The following is a 13,991-nucleotide window of genomic DNA, read 5'->3' as shown; positions in this document are numbered from 1 at the left end:
TTTTAGCGTTTTACATTGCAAAAGTAATATTATTTTTCACAAAAACAACAAAGGCTGTCGCAAATTTACTTTGCGACAGCCTTTTTGTCAATTATCAATTGTTAATTGTCAATTGAATATTGAGTTCTTTCAGTTGTGCCTCATCAATAGGCGAAGGGGCATCAATCATCACATCGCGACCGCTATTGTTTTTAGGGAAAGCGATAAAGTCGCGTATGGTTTCTTGTCCGCCGAGAAGTGCTACTAATCGGTCAAAGCCAAAAGCCAAACCACCGTGAGGAGGAGCTCCGTATCGGAAGGCGTTCATCAAGAAGCCAAATTGTGCTTGTGCCTGCTCAGGGGTAAAGCCTAATAGCTGGAACATCTTGGCTTGTAACTCTTGGTTGAAGATACGTATAGAACCACCGCCTACTTCATTGCCGTTGAGCACGAGGTCATAAGCATTGGCACGTACGGCACCTGGGTTGCTATCGAGTAACGGAATATCCTCAGGTTTAGGCGAGGTAAAAGGGTGGTGCATCGCAAAGAAGCGTTCTTCCTCTTCGCTCCACTCCAAAAGTGGAAAATCTACGACCCATAGAGGGGCATATTCATCAGGTTTGCGCAAGCCGAGGCGCTCAGCGAGTTCCATACGGAGGGCGCTAAGTTGCCCGCGTACTTTATTTGCCTTGCCTGAAAGGATACAGATAAGGTCGCCTGCTTTGGCGCCAGTGCGCTCTGCCCACGCCTTGAGGTCATCCTCGTTATAGAATTTATCTACTGATGATTTGAAGGTGCCATCTTCATTGCATTTTACATATACCATTCCGGAAGCGCCTACTTGTGGGCGTTTTACCCATTCTACCAAAGCATCAATCTCTTTGCGGGTGTAGCTGTTGGTACCAGGTACGGCAATCCCTACTACCAATTCGGCTTCGTTGAACACTTTGAAATCGCGGTGTTGCGCGAGATCGTTGAGTTCGCCGAACTTCATACCAAAACGGATATCGGGTTTGTCGTTGCCATAAGTTTTCATCGCCTCGGCATAAGTCATACGAGGGAAAGCCCCGAACTCTAAGCCTTTGAGTTCTTTGAGGAGGTGTTTTGCCAATCCTTCAAAGGTCTGGATAACGTCCTCTTGTTCTACAAACGACATTTCGCAGTCTATTTGGGTAAACTCAGGCTGACGGTCGGCGCGGAGGTCTTCATCGCGGAAGCACTTTACGATTTGGAAGTACTTGTCTAATCCGCCTACCATTAGCAATTGCTTAAAGGTTTGCGGTGATTGTGGAAGTGCGTAGAACTCACCAGCATTCATACGGCTAGGCACTACAAAGTCGCGAGCGCCTTCGGGTGTTGATTTGATAAGTACAGGGGTTTCTACCTCTATAAAGCCTTGTTCGGATAGGTAGTTGCGCACCATTATCCCCACTTTGTGGCGAAAAATAAGGTTATCGCGCACGGGGGTACGGCGTATATCGAGATAGCGGTACTTCATACGGAGGTCTTCACCGCCATCGGTATTATCTTCAATGGTAAAAGGAGGAAGTTCAGAATGGTTGAGCAGGGTAAGTGCTGTAACGAGGATTTCCACCTCTCCGGTAGGGATATTTGCGTTGGTAGCCTCACGTTTGATAACAGTACCTTGAATTTGAATCACGTCCTCGCGTGAGAGGGTTTTCGCCTGATCGAAGACAGTTTTATCAGTGCGTTCTTCGTCAAAAATAAGTTGAGTGATGCCATAGCGGTCGCGTAGGTCTACCCAAATCATAAATCCCTTGTTGCGGACGCGTTGTACCCATCCGCTGAGGGTTACTTGTTGTTTTTCGTGCGAGAGTCGTAGCTCTCCACAAGTATGCGTTCTGTACATTTATTTGTCGTTAGTTATAAGTTTTTGAGTTATATTCTATTGAGATTTAACTTCTCGGGGTTATTTCTGTTATCCCAAAAAGATATAATTTCAATCACTTGTTTTTGTTCTATAATTTGGTAAAAAATTGAAAAATTACGAAGTACAATTACTCTTCTTACATCCTTTCTATTATCTACTATCGTTCCTATTTTTGGATTATACTCAAGCATTTCACAAATTTTAGCTATTTCAGCTTCTAATTTTAGAATATAACTTTCTGATTGAGTTTTTTCTAACCAATACAGCGAAATATCATACAATTGAATTTTAGCTTTTGGCAACCAAATAATCGTTAGATCTTCCATTTTTCCAATTCTCTATGAGTTCTCGTAATCCTTTCATTACTTCATTATGAGGAATAAAGACACCTTTTTTTGCCTCTTCTAAACCTTCTTCTATAGAATGTAGTTCAGCTTCTGAAACCTTTGCATAAGGTTCAGTGTATTCATTAGTAACAATCTCAAAATCTAAATTTTCAAGAACAGCTTTAGCCTTTTCCAATGAGAGATGTTTAGGTGGTTTAATAATAAGTGTACTCATAATTTTAGTATTTTTAAATTCAATTATTTTTGATATGCTTCAAGTTCTCTAGTAAGAATTTATAGACAAAGGTTTTTTCTCTTAGGCTTCTTTCTCTATGAGTTCTCGTAATCCTTTTCATTACCTCATTATGAGAAATAAAGATACCTTTTTTGCCTCTCCTAAACCTTCATAGTTCAGCTTCTGAAACCTTTACGTAAGATTCAGAATTGTCAGAGATATTGTAAATAAAGGTGTTCATTCATCTAATTGAGCAAAAACTCGTCCTCCTCATTGCTTTTAATACCTAAGGCTTCGTATATGTACTTGAAAGTGGAGAGCAATTTAGGTTTGCCATCGATGAGGGCTACATCGTGTTCAAAGTGGGCTGAAGGCTTGCCGTCGGCGGTGAGGATTGTCCAGCCGTCTTTGAGTTGGCGTATGCTCTTGGTACCCATATTGATCATAGGCTCTATGGCGACTACCATTCCGTCTTTAAACTTTTTACCACTACCGCGTTTGCCGTAGTTAGGCATCTCAGGGTCTTCGTGCATTTTGCGCCCTACGCCGTGACCGACGAGTTCGCGCACTACGCCATAGCCGTGTGCCTCACAGTGTTGTTGTATAGCGTGTCCTACATCGCCTACTCGGTTACCCGCACGAAACTGATGGATACCTATGTACAGTGATTCTTTGGTTACACGCAAGAGTTCTTTTACTTCGGGGGCTACTTCGCCTACCTCAAAAGTATAAGCGTGATCGCCGTAGTAACCGTTTTTCAATGCTCCGCAATCTATCGAGATGATGTCGCCTTCTTGTAACGGACGGTCGTTAGGGATGCCGTGCACTACTTGTGCATTAGGACTCATACAGAGGGTATTAGGGAAGCCATACAAACCCAAAAATCCTGGGATAGCCCCTTGACTGCGGATGTACTCTTCGGCGAGTTTATCGAGATATAGGGTGGTTACCCCTGGTTTTACTTCTTTAGCTAGTATGCCCAAAGTGCGTGATACCACTTGGGCAGCTTGGTGTAGTAGTTCTATTTCTTCGGCTGTTCTAATGTGAATCATTTTCAGGTGTTAGGTGTTAGGGGTCAGGTTTCAGGGGTCATACTTAACACCTGAAACCTGATACCTGAAACCTATTTTTTGAATTGTTTTAATAAATTGGTAGTGGAACTGTCGTGTGCAGAGAGTTCGGTAGCGGCGATGTCTTTAAGGATTTTGCTTGCCAACTGTTTGCCGAGTTCTACGCCCCATTGGTCGTAACTGTAGATGTTCCAGATCACACCTTCTACAAATATCTTATGCTCATACATAGCGATAAGGCTACCCAAACTTTCAGGGGTAAGTTTATCAATGAGGATAGAGGTTGTAGGGCGGTTTCCTGTAAACACTTTGAAAGGCACTAAGGCTTCGTTTACCTTGTCACCCATTTCTTTGCGCACTTCGGCTTCGGTTTTACCTTTTAAAAGGGCTTCGGTTTGTGCAAAGAAGTTAGCCATTAACTTGTTGTGGTGGTCGGTATTGCCGTGCAATGAGTGTTTAAAGCCAATGAAATCAGTAGGTATCAATTTAGTACCTTGGTGGATGAGCTGGAAGAACGCGTGTTGAGAGTTGGTTCCCGGTTCACCCCAGATGATTACCCCAGTTTGATAAGGGATAGGGTTGCCATCACGATCGGTTTGTTTACCGTTACTTTCCATTATACCTTGTTGTAGGTAAGCCGCCAAGCGGTGCAAATACTGAGTATAAGGGATGATCGCTTGACTTTCGGCTCCGTAGAAGTTGTTGTACCACACGCTGAGCAATGCCAAGACTACCGGAATGTTCTTCTCAAAAGGAGCTGTGCGGAAATGCTCGTCCATAGCGTGCGCTCCTTTGAGCAACTTATCAAAATTATCATAACCTACTGATAGGGCAATGCTCAAGCCTACGGCACTCCACAACGAGAAGCGTCCGCCTACCCAGTCCCACATAGGGAATACATTATCAGGGTCTATACCGAATTTATCGATTTCTTGCAAGTTAGTAGACACTGCTACAAAGTGTTTAGCAATATCTTTTTCGCTACCCGATTTTAGGAACCATTCTTTTACAGTAAGCGCATTCGAAAGGGTTTCGAGTGTTGTGAATGTTTTAGATACAATCACTATCAAGGTAGTTTCGGGGTTGAGGTGTTTGATAGTTTCGAGCACGTGGTCGCCATCTACATTGCTGATGAAATGTACGTTGAGGTGATTCTTATAGAATTTAAGCGCCTCTGTTACCATTGCCGGACCTAGGTCAGAGCCACCAATACCAATGTTCACCACATCGGTAAAGGCTTTACCAGTATAACCTTTGCGTTTGCCACTGATGACCTCTTCGCTGAACTGTTTGATTTTGTGTTTTACAGCTACTACTTCGGGCATTACGTTTTTGCCATCTACGTTTATCACGCTGTTTTCGGGCGCGCGAAGGGCAGTGTGCAAAACCGCGCGTTTTTCGGTGTTGTTGATAAGGTCGCCACCGAAGTACTTTTCGATAGCATCTTTAAGGTGACATTCGTTAGCGAGTTGCACGAGGAGTTTAAGGGTTTCTTCGTCTATGCGGTTTTTAGAATAATCTACGTAAAAGTCGTGCCATTTGATAGTGAATTTTTCACCGCGAGCAGGGTCTTTCTCGAATAGAGAAAGCGTATGGCGGTCTTTTACTTCAGTAAAATGTTTTTGCAATGCTTTCCAAGCATTGGTTTGTGTTGGATTACTATTTTTTAACATTTTTATTTATATATGTTTAATGTTGTTATTCTTTTTATAGTCAATCACAAATTAGTCTGTAAATTTTGCACCTTTCACTTTGCCAAAGTTTGAAACTTTGGCAAAGTTAATTATCTTAATAATCAGTTGAATTCTCTATTTGTTTAATTATAATCTATGTAATAGCAACTAACATCTGTCTTTTCAGAGTGCAAAACTACAAAATAATGACGCTTCACCTTTAGCTAATTTGCTAATTGACAAATTACTTAATGAAACTTACTTTTTCTGTCTTTTAAACACAAAACGGGTGATAAAAATACCTGTAGAATCATTGCTTCCTGCATTGCTCTCTACTCCACTAGTAACAAAAGCAAGTTCCCAGCCTTCTTCACTCATTGTGTTCAACTTAGAAGTGATAAGAGCATCGTTGGCAGCGATGTTCTGAAAACGAATTCCCCCGAGATTAAAGAAGTTGAGGAGTTTGGTCTCATCAAAGCCCTTTACGCGAATCTCATCACGGTCGCTTTTGTTGCGTTCGTCTCCTTCTTCTGAGCGCGTAGTAGTAAATTCTTTATAATTGCGTGTTTCATTAGCTGAGATAAGTCGCGAACGTCCTGCTCCCGAAGGTACCACCGATTCAATAGCGGTTACTACCTTAAATTCATACACTTGTGCTGAGGCAGTAAAGCCCACAAGAGCCAATAGATAAAAAATAAACTTTTTCATTTGTATTTCTGTTTAATTAACCATTAATCACTAATCATTAACCATTGTTACGACACCGTTTGCTTTTGTACATTCGTTACCTCCTCTTCCATTTCAATAGGAGTCGCTTTTAGCGCATCAAGCTGTTCTTTTAGTGGCGCTATCTCCTTCAAATATTTAGCTTTAAGTCGCGCATCAATAGGCACCGATTCTGGTAACTTCTCTCTGAGTGGGTCTACTTGTCTTCCATTCTTCCAGAATCGATAGCACACGTGAGGACCTGTTGCCAAGCCGGTACTTCCCACAAGTCCAATCACCTGTCCTTGCGATACGTGTTGTCCTCTGCGTGCTAGTATTCTCGACATATGCAAGTACTGTGTTGTATACATATTGTTGTGGCGCACCTTCACGTAGTTACCATTACCCGAACTATAGCCCGCCTCAATCACCGTTCCTGATGCTGTCACCCGTATAGGCGTACCCGTAGGTGCTGCATAGTCGGTACCAAAATGTCCCTTCATACGGTGAAGCACAGGGTGAAAACGCATTCCAAATTTAGACGTAATGCGGAAGATATCCAAAGGCGATTTCAAAAACATTCGCTTCATCATATTCCCTTTTTCGTCGTAATAACCATTTGTACCTTTTGCCGAATCGGTAGTGAAGTTAAAAGCGTAATAAGGTTTCCCTTGCCACTCAAAATAAGCCGCTTTCACTTTCTCAACTCCCGCAAAAATAGTGTCGTCCACATAACGTTCCTCATAAATAATCTTAAAATTATCACCCTTTTGCAAGCGGAAAAAGTCGATGGTGTAATCAAAAATCTGTCCCATTTGGTAAGTAGCATTCGCACTGATACCCGCCGCAAGCGCATCAACTGTAAGATTGCTGTTGATATTTCCTGCCAATGCCTTTTCCACAATCGTTACTTTGCGTTGCGCTTTGTAAGCGTGAACCGAGTCTCCAAGACGCACCACTACGTAATCCGTAACGTTCGGCTGATAGATAAAGCTATGGGGTTTCGAGGGGTCTTTTTTATCGTACAAAAAAGCGTAAACCTTACCCGTACGTATATTCTTAGGGTTAAACTCTCCTTTGGTTTTTTGGGTGATATTATGAATATCCACCGCTCCTATATTGTTCTCTTCTAATAGTTTACCAAAGGTATCACCCTGCTTAATCGTATCTTTCACTATCGTGTAATCGTTCAAGTTGAAACCAAATTCATACACCGGAGGTTTAGGTGCCTCAACAGTAGCCGAAGCTGTTGCCTTCTCAGCATTAGGGGTATCATTACAAGACGTGAATACCGAAAGCTGAAGTGCAAAAAATGAAAAATAAAGGACTTTCTTCATCATAAGTTTTCTGTTTCTGTTTTTACATTTTTTAGTTCACAAACACCAAGCCATTTAAGGCGCAAGTGTATCAAAAAATCTTACAAAGGTGCAAATAAAAAATGAACTACGCAAATAAAAAAACTAAAAAAACTGCATATACCTCCTTTAATTTATTCATAATTAATGTATTAAGCTGTATACCTCAACTCTCCCAAACTGCTTCTATGTCCTCTTTTTCAACACCTTTACCGCTACCTTTCGCCTTATCTTTTTCTTAAATTCCAGCCATACCCAAACGCCCTCTCCCCTACTCAGTACATTTTTCTGCCCTACAAGCCATATAAGTAGTACATTTTTCCATCAATACTCCATTTCACAAAATGCCTCCTCCCAAAAAAGTGCCATCTATCGTCCAACATTCGTTCAAGGTTCGTTTAAGGTTCGTCCAAGCTACCTATACAATAGTAAATTTTTCTTTTTCATTTTCTCATTTGCTAATTACCTCATTTTCTCATTTTCTCATTTTCCAAATTTGCTCATTTGCTAATTACCTCCTATCTTTGCCCCCATAAAACAAATTATTATGAAATATATTTATACTCTCATTGCCCTACTAACAGCTACTAATACCTTTGGGCAGAACATATTTTTGCTCAAAGAACTCTTTTTAAAAGGCAACGTAAAATCCGTGCGCGTTATCCCTTATCAAGTAAAAGAAAACAAAAAACACCGCATTCAAAAAACAGCTGTAAAGAAATTCTATTACGATGAAAATCTGTTTCTCTTAGCCAATGAGCAAGGATATGTTGTCCAACAAATTATGTTTGCCGACCGAAATGTGTTCAACCTTAAAACAGAAGTAACTTACGACGATAATAACCGAGAAACAAACTTAAAAGTATACGACGAAACCGATACTCTATTGCGTGAGTACACCCTTACTTATGACGATAAAGAGAAAAAAATGCAGAAAACTGTCTACTTCCCTAAAACAGGTAAGGAATACTTAGTACTTTCAAGTGATACAAACAAACGTAGTTACCCTACCTATGCTACTTATTACAACACCGATGAAAGTATCAAAAACTACTCTTCATATAAGTACGACAAGAGGGATAACCAACTCGAAACCAAAGTCTACAATCCCGATAAATCAGTAAAATACACCAAGAAGACAAAGTATAATAAAAACGGATTCGTTACCCACCAAATAACCAAATCCAACGAAAAGAATAAAAGCCTCGAAACAGTGTATACCTATAAAAAAGAGCCTTTTCCTACTGAAATGCTCTTAATCTTCGAAAAGAAGACCCATAATAAAGCAAAGAAAATAAACTATACCTTTTCTTATCAATACGATGAAAAAGGTAATTGGATAGAGAAGAAATGCTTTTCCGAAGGCAAATTAGTATATATCATAGAAAGAGAAATCACATATTATTAGTGTAAATTAACTTCATATCTAATTATTGGCATTATTGGCATTATTGGCATTTCTGGTATTATTGGCATTATCAGCATTATTAAAATTTATATCGTATGAGCTTATTCTCTATTCTTATATTTCTTTTTTTCTTTTGGCTTTTTAGACAACTCACCCAACAGCTACCCACCGAGCAGCCCTTTCGCAACCCATTTCAGCAAAACATATCACCCGCTACATTCGAGCTGAATCTCCTCTCACTTTGTAGCCTAGTTATTAAAGCCAACGGACGTGTTACCCAAGCCGAATTAGATTTCGTGCGCTTGCAGTTCGTACGCCTTTATGGTAAAGAACGCGCCAATGCCGTGTTTCGCAGTTTTAATGAACTAATAAAAGGACGCCAGATAGAAGCTCCCCGAGTAGCAATGTACGTACGAGCGCGTACTACCTACGAAACACGCCTGCAAATCCTCTATTTTCTCTTTGGTATTGCTCAAGCCGACGGAGTAGTAAGCCAAGACGAAGTACAACAAATAGAGCAAATAGCCTATTACTTCCAGATAGAAAAAAGTGATTTTATAAGCATCAAAGCAATGTTTGCTAACACTTATAGCAGTAATAGCTATACCCAAACTCCCAATGAAAATGCTTATGCTATTTTAGGTATAAGCCCCCAAGCTACCGATGCCGAAGTAAAACAAGCTTACAGAAATATGGCAAAAAAATATCACCCCGATAGAGTGATTACTGAAGATGAAGCCATAAAAAAAGGCGCCGAAGAAAAGTTCAAACAAGTACAACAAGCCTATGAACAAATCGCACGCCAAAGAGGAATGAACTAACCAAATAGCTTACCCCTATAAACAAAAAAGTGGCAAGCTACCTACATCGCACCGCTACAACCGAATACCTTTGCTGTGTTCCCACCCTGGAGGATTTTTCAGGAGCTGGTCGTGTAGGACTTGCCGGCGACAAAAGTACAACTTTTTTATTACATAGCAAATTTTTTCTATTTTTTTTCTTGCTTAGTAGCTATATTTTTATTACTTTTGCACCAAAAGTGTTGTATAACAACCTTTCAAAATCTGGTTAAAACAGTTAAAAAACAAAGAAAAATATTAAATATCAATGATGAAAAAACTATTCTTTTTATTCTTAGCGCTCCTATCGCTACAATGTAGTAAATCACAAGATAGTGAGGCCACAGGTTCGAGCTCTAACAAGATGCTCACCCTTATCAATCAGCAACGACAAAAAGGCTGCAATTGTGGTAGTAATTATTTTAAACCCGTACCTCCTGTAAAGTGGAATAAAACAATAGAAAAAGTAGCCAAAGCCCATAGTGACGATATGCTTAAACGCAACGAATTAACTCACTATAGTAAAAACGGACAAGATCCTGGTAGAAGACTTACTAACGCTGGTTATAAATGGGCTACGTGGGCTGAAAATGTAGCTATGGGACAACAAAATGAAGAAGAAGCGATGAAAAGTTGGCTCGAAAGTCCTTTACACTGCGCTAATATTATGAATGCCCAAGTTACTGAAGTAGGTGTTGCTCGTAGCGGTAAGTATTGGACGCAACTCTTCGCTGCTCCTTATCCTTAATTTCTAACTGCTTCCTAACTCTTAAAACAATGTATCTCGATGTTCATTCGCATACCCAGCACTCAACTTCCGATACTTTGGTAATTCGCAATCAGTATCCACTTACCGCCGATACTAGCGAACCTTTCTCAGTAGGTATTCACCCTTGGTTTTTAAACGATTTTGAGGCGCAGTGGAATGCACTCATACCCTTAGCCCAGCACTTCAATTGTTGGGCTATAGGTGAATGTGGACTCGATAAGAACGTTACCTCTCCCCTATCCTTACAACAAGAAATCTTTTTAAGACACATAGAATTAGCCGAAAGTTTACAGCTCCCACTTATCATTCACTGTGTGAAAGCTTATGCCGAAGTAATACAACTTCGCAAGCGCACCCATTCACAACAGTTATGGATATTGCACGGCTTCAGAAAAAACCTAAAAGTAGCACAAGAGCTCATCGCTCACGGCATTGCTATTTCTTTTGGCACTCCCCTACTCTATTCTCATCAATTGCAAGAAGTCTTTAAGAAAATCTCCCCTGAATACCGGTTTTTTGAAAGTGATGACAGTATTCAACCATTAGTTATCAAACAAGTTAAACAAGCCAGACTTATCTAAGGTCTAAAACTTAAATCTAAAATTTTCTACTTAAAAAATTTGCTCGTTTGCTAATTACTTCATATCTTTGCGCCCTGAAAATTGAAAGGGGGTGTATCTTTATGTTAATAATTCCTTTAAAAGACGGAGAAAGCATCGATAAAGCTTTAAAACGTTATAAACGCAAATTCGACCGTACAGGTGTAGTACGTGAACTACGTGAAAGACAACATTTCACTAAACCTTCTGTACGCAGAAGAGCCGAAATCCAAAAAGCACAATACATTCAGCACTTGAAAGATCAAGAAGAAGTATAGTTCATTGTGGAGATATTCAATTTTTTTTAAAGTAGGAACGGATAATATTCGTTCCTATTTTTTTTATTTAAGTGTTGTTCATTATCCTTATCGGTATTGTTCATTGTCCATTCTTAAATTGTGCATAACTTGAGGAAGAAAAAACACTAAAATATTTGCTCTTTTATGTTTTCTGTGTATACAAAAATGAAGATGAAAAAAGCAAATTTATTTCTTATAAAATATCCACTACTTTTTATCAGTTATGAACAATCTGCCCAATGAAAAGTTCTCAACAAAAAGTTGTGCATAATATCAAAAAGAGTTATCAACAATTTTGCTTAAAATATTCATTTAAAAAACCGTAAATCACTTTTTATTGTTGATAACTAATCATAATATTCTTAAACTGAAAAAAGCAAGTTTTTCAGCCTAATTTTATCCCTCTTATGAACGTCATCATAATAATAACCCTTCTTTTTTTAGAAAGAAATCTTTTTCAATTTATAATTTGGTGATTGTTAATAACTCAAAAATATTTACTTTTGCAATATGAAAAAAACAAATAAAACTCAAAAGCAAGGAAAATCAGGAAAACCTAAAAAGAATAAGAGCTTAGCTAAACGCAACAAGCAAGAGCTTATCAAAGCGATTTTTTCGGTGTTACAAGAACACCCCGAAGAGAGCTTTAACTACAAGCAAATTGCTGCTAAACTCCACATTACCGATGCACCACGTCGTGATATGCTGGTGAAACAACTCGTACAACTGAAAGAGAAAAAACGCATTGTAGAAATCGACCGTGGGAAGTATCAAGCTATCCCTATGCAACACTACTATGTAGGTACGCTCGATGTGAGTGCGCGTGGCAATGGTTATGTAATAGTTGATGGTTTAGACAACGACATTTTTGTAGCACAGAATTTTCTAAACAAAGCCCTCCACGGCGATTTGGTGGAAGTGTATGTATTTCCTCGTTTTAGAAATCGCAATAAGATGGAAGGAGAAATTAGTAAGGTATTAGAACGCAACAAAGTGCGCTTTGTAGGTACTGTGCAAATGCATAAGAACTTTGCCTTTGTCGTCCCTACCGATGCTCGTATGTATACTGATTTCTTTGTGTTGAAAGACAAACTCAATGGCGCTCAGGACGGCGACCGTGTGATTGTACGCATAGAAGATTGGAAAGACAAAAGCGATTCGCCTATGGGGGTAGTGGAACAGATACTCGGTAAACCAGGAGAGCAAACTACTGAAATGCACTCTATCTTAGCCGAATACGGTTTGCCTTATACTTATCCAGAAGAAGTAGAAGCCTTTGCTAAAAACTTAGACCTTTCTATTACTGATGAGGAGATTGCCCGCCGTCGTGATATGCGTGAAACCCTCACTTTCACTATCGACCCTCGTGATGCAAAAGACTTCGATGATGCACTGTCATTCAAAGTATTAGAAAATGGTAATTACGAAATTGGCGTACACATTGCCGATGTATCACACTACGTGAAAGAAGGTACTATATTAGATGAAGAGGCTTACAACCGTGCTACTTCTGTGTATTTGGTAGATAGGGTAGTGCCAATGTTGCCCGAAATCCTCTGTAACTTCGCTTGTTCACTCCGCCCCGATGAAGATAAATACACCTTTTCAGCAGTGTTTGAGATGAATAAGAAAGCTGAAGTGGTAGATATTTGGATAGGACGTACTGTAACACATTCGTCATTTAGGTTTGCTTACGAAGAAGCACAATCAGTAATAGAACAAGCCAAAGTAGGTGAGGGGTACACCATTCCTGCCGAAACTTCCATTACCGATAAAGAGCGTGCCGTACCTGCTGAGGTAGTAGAGGCTATTCTCACACTTAATACTTTAGCCGAAAAATTGCGCGGTAAGCGTATGCGTTTAGGAGCCATTACTTTTGATAAGGTAGAAGTGAAATTCGACCTCGATGAGAACGGCAACCCTACAGGCGTATATTTCAAAGAAAGCAAGGAAGCCAACAAACTGATTGAAGAGTTTATGCTCTTGGCTAACAGAAAGGTAGCTGAGTATGTAGCCAAAATGAAAAAGACCTTCGTATACCGCGTACACGATGAACCCGATGCCGAGAAACTACAACAGTTCAACACGGTTATTAACCGATTTGGCTATAGTTTAGATTTGAAAAACCGCCAAACCACTACCGATTCGCTTAATAATCTCTTAGAAGAAGTAAAGGGCAAGAAAGAACAAAACTTAGTTGATACCTTGGCAATACGTTCGATGGCAAAGGCTACTTATACTACCAAAAACATAGGACACTACGGTTTAGCGTTTGATTATTATACCCATTTTACCTCTCCTATACGCCGTTATCCCGATGTGATGGTACACCGCCTTTTGCAACTCTATTTAGATAACGCCCCTTCACAACCCGAAGCCGAATATGAAACCAAATGCAAACACTCCTCACAAATGGAAAGTTTAGCAGCTTCAGCCGAGCGTGATTCTATCAAATATATGCAGGTGAAATATATGGAAGCGCATAAAAACCAGCAGTTTGCAGGAGTGATTTCGGGTGTAACCGAATGGGGTATTTATGTAGAAATTACCGTGAACAAATGCGAAGGATTGGTACGCGCTCGCGACATCAAAGACGATTATTACACTTTCGACGAACAACAATACGCTTTGGTAGGACAAGCCACTGGTAAAACCTACCAGCTTGGCGATGAAGTAATGATACGTGTGAAAAACACCGACCTGATGAAAAAGCAATTAGATTTTGAACTGATAAGTGAATAATGAGTCGTAGCACGACAAGCAGTTTTTGCATCTCATACTTTGCCAAAGTTTCACACTTTGGTAAAGTTTTTTTTTCTACATAAAAGATTATATGAGTAAAT

13 protein-coding genes and 1 other RNA gene are annotated in these 13,991 nt (G+C 39.9%); 6 read left to right on the top strand and 8 right to left on the bottom strand.

What is annotated here, in order from left to right; translation table 11 throughout:
- Nucleotides 1–94 precede the first annotated feature (94 nt).
- From aspS to HMPREF1321_RS09235, 7 genes are all read right to left on the bottom strand, one after another.
- Entirely contained in the window at nucleotides 95–1,849 is a 1,755-nt protein-coding gene (gene aspS, locus HMPREF1321_RS09265) for an aspartate--tRNA ligase (RefSeq protein WP_009422446.1), read from the bottom strand.
- 29 nt (nucleotides 1,850–1,878) lie between these two features.
- Nucleotides 1,879–2,196: a type II toxin-antitoxin system RelE/ParE family toxin gene (locus HMPREF1321_RS09260; protein ID WP_034575985.1), complete on the bottom strand. Its 318-nt coding sequence runs from the start codon at nucleotides 2,194–2,196 to the stop codon at nucleotides 1,879–1,881.
- Complete coding sequence (locus HMPREF1321_RS09255; protein WP_009422423.1) at nucleotides 2,159–2,431, bottom strand: hypothetical protein; 273 nt, start codon at nucleotides 2,429–2,431, stop codon at nucleotides 2,159–2,161. The genes HMPREF1321_RS09260 and HMPREF1321_RS09255 overlap by 38 nt, the downstream gene beginning before the upstream one ends.
- A gap of 245 nt (nucleotides 2,432–2,676) precedes the next feature.
- Entirely contained in the window at nucleotides 2,677–3,483 is an 807-nt protein-coding gene (gene map / locus HMPREF1321_RS09250) for a type I methionyl aminopeptidase (protein ID WP_009422450.1), read from the bottom strand.
- A gap of 71 nt (nucleotides 3,484–3,554) precedes the next feature.
- Nucleotides 3,555–5,174 (bottom strand): glucose-6-phosphate isomerase, encoded by a 1,620-nt coding sequence (gene pgi / locus HMPREF1321_RS09245; RefSeq protein WP_009422384.1) that lies wholly within the window; start codon nucleotides 5,172–5,174, stop codon nucleotides 3,555–3,557.
- A 258-nt stretch (nucleotides 5,175–5,432) separates the two neighbouring features.
- The gene (locus HMPREF1321_RS09240) at nucleotides 5,433–5,882 is read right to left on the bottom strand and encodes a hypothetical protein (RefSeq protein WP_009422349.1); all 450 of its coding nucleotides are present in this window, start codon (nucleotides 5,880–5,882) and stop codon (nucleotides 5,433–5,435) included.
- A 47-nt stretch (nucleotides 5,883–5,929) separates the two neighbouring features.
- On the bottom strand, nucleotides 5,930–7,219 hold the full coding sequence (locus HMPREF1321_RS09235; protein ID WP_034575984.1) for a M23 family metallopeptidase: 1,290 nt from the start codon (nucleotides 7,217–7,219) through the stop codon (nucleotides 5,930–5,932).
- A gap of 562 nt (nucleotides 7,220–7,781) precedes the next feature.
- On the opposite strand from HMPREF1321_RS09235, the gene HMPREF1321_RS09230 reads away from it, so the two are divergent.
- Together HMPREF1321_RS09230 and HMPREF1321_RS09225 are read left to right on the top strand one after the other, a co-directional pair.
- The gene (locus HMPREF1321_RS09230) at nucleotides 7,782–8,642 is read left to right on the top strand and encodes a hypothetical protein (protein WP_009422429.1); all 861 of its coding nucleotides are present in this window, start codon (nucleotides 7,782–7,784) and stop codon (nucleotides 8,640–8,642) included.
- A 95-nt stretch (nucleotides 8,643–8,737) separates the two neighbouring features.
- On the top strand, nucleotides 8,738–9,463 hold the full coding sequence (locus HMPREF1321_RS09225; RefSeq protein WP_009422451.1) for a molecular chaperone DjiA: 726 nt from the start codon (nucleotides 8,738–8,740) through the stop codon (nucleotides 9,461–9,463).
- 27 nt (nucleotides 9,464–9,490) lie between these two features.
- Here the strand turns inward: HMPREF1321_RS09225 and ffs are convergent.
- Nucleotides 9,491–9,589: signal recognition particle sRNA small type (gene ffs / locus HMPREF1321_RS11260), an RNA gene on the bottom strand.
- A 160-nt stretch (nucleotides 9,590–9,749) separates the two neighbouring features.
- On the opposite strand from ffs, the gene HMPREF1321_RS09220 reads away from it, so the two are divergent.
- The 4 genes from HMPREF1321_RS09220 to rnr all read left to right on the top strand — a co-directional run bounded on the left by HMPREF1321_RS09220 (nucleotide 9,750) and on the right by rnr (nucleotide 13,890).
- Entirely contained in the window at nucleotides 9,750–10,229 is a 480-nt protein-coding gene (locus HMPREF1321_RS09220) for a CAP domain-containing protein (RefSeq protein ID WP_009422346.1), read from the top strand.
- A gap of 29 nt (nucleotides 10,230–10,258) precedes the next feature.
- Nucleotides 10,259–10,831: a TatD family hydrolase gene (locus HMPREF1321_RS09215; RefSeq protein ID WP_009422393.1), complete on the top strand. Its 573-nt coding sequence runs from the start codon at nucleotides 10,259–10,261 to the stop codon at nucleotides 10,829–10,831.
- Nucleotides 10,832–10,932: 101 nt separating this feature from the next.
- Nucleotides 10,933–11,127: a 30S ribosomal protein S21 gene (gene rpsU, locus HMPREF1321_RS09210; RefSeq protein WP_002674401.1), complete on the top strand. Its 195-nt coding sequence runs from the start codon at nucleotides 10,933–10,935 to the stop codon at nucleotides 11,125–11,127.
- Between the two features lie 531 nt (nucleotides 11,128–11,658).
- Nucleotides 11,659–13,890, top strand: a complete 2,232-nt coding sequence (rnr, locus tag HMPREF1321_RS09205; RefSeq protein ID WP_009422347.1) for a ribonuclease R — start codon at nucleotides 11,659–11,661, stop codon at nucleotides 13,888–13,890.
- The last annotated feature ends 101 nt before the right edge of the window (nucleotides 13,891–13,991 follow it).

Origin of the sequence: Capnocytophaga sp. oral taxon 412 str. F0487 (assembly GCF_000271925.1) — a bacterium.
In the GTDB taxonomy this organism is placed as follows: domain Bacteria; phylum Bacteroidota; class Bacteroidia; order Flavobacteriales; family Flavobacteriaceae; genus Capnocytophaga; species Capnocytophaga ochracea.
Note: the sequence above shows the minus strand (reverse complement) of the source record. Positions and strands in the feature narration are given on the sequence as shown.

Bases quoted from the DNA above. Each gene is read 5' to 3' on its own strand.
- aspS (WP_009422446.1), bottom strand. From the start codon at position 1,849: ATGTACAGAACGCATACTTGTGGAGAGCTACGACTCTCGCACGAAAAA.
- HMPREF1321_RS09260 (WP_034575985.1), bottom strand. From the start codon at position 2,196: ATGGAAGATCTAACGATTATTTGGTTGCCAAAAGCTAAAATTCAATTG.
- HMPREF1321_RS09255 (WP_009422423.1), bottom strand. From the start codon at position 2,431: ATGAGTACACTTATTATTAAACCACCTAAACATCTCTCATTGGAAAAG.
- map (WP_009422450.1), bottom strand. From the start codon at position 3,483: ATGATTCACATTAGAACAGCCGAAGAAATAGAACTACTACACCAAGCT.
- pgi (WP_009422384.1), bottom strand. From the start codon at position 5,174: ATGTTAAAAAATAGTAATCCAACACAAACCAATGCTTGGAAAGCATTG.
- HMPREF1321_RS09240 (WP_009422349.1), bottom strand. From the start codon at position 5,882: ATGAAAAAGTTTATTTTTTATCTATTGGCTCTTGTGGGCTTTACTGCC.
- HMPREF1321_RS09235 (WP_034575984.1), bottom strand. From the start codon at position 7,219: ATGATGAAGAAAGTCCTTTATTTTTCATTTTTTGCACTTCAGCTTTCG.
- HMPREF1321_RS09230 (WP_009422429.1), top strand. From the start codon at position 7,782: ATGAAATATATTTATACTCTCATTGCCCTACTAACAGCTACTAATACC.
- HMPREF1321_RS09225 (WP_009422451.1), top strand. From the start codon at position 8,738: ATGAGCTTATTCTCTATTCTTATATTTCTTTTTTTCTTTTGGCTTTTT.
- HMPREF1321_RS09220 (WP_009422346.1), top strand. From the start codon at position 9,750: ATGATGAAAAAACTATTCTTTTTATTCTTAGCGCTCCTATCGCTACAA.
- HMPREF1321_RS09215 (WP_009422393.1), top strand. From the start codon at position 10,259: ATGTATCTCGATGTTCATTCGCATACCCAGCACTCAACTTCCGATACT.
- rpsU (WP_002674401.1), top strand. From the start codon at position 10,933: ATGTTAATAATTCCTTTAAAAGACGGAGAAAGCATCGATAAAGCTTTA.
- rnr (WP_009422347.1), top strand. From the start codon at position 11,659: ATGAAAAAAACAAATAAAACTCAAAAGCAAGGAAAATCAGGAAAACCT.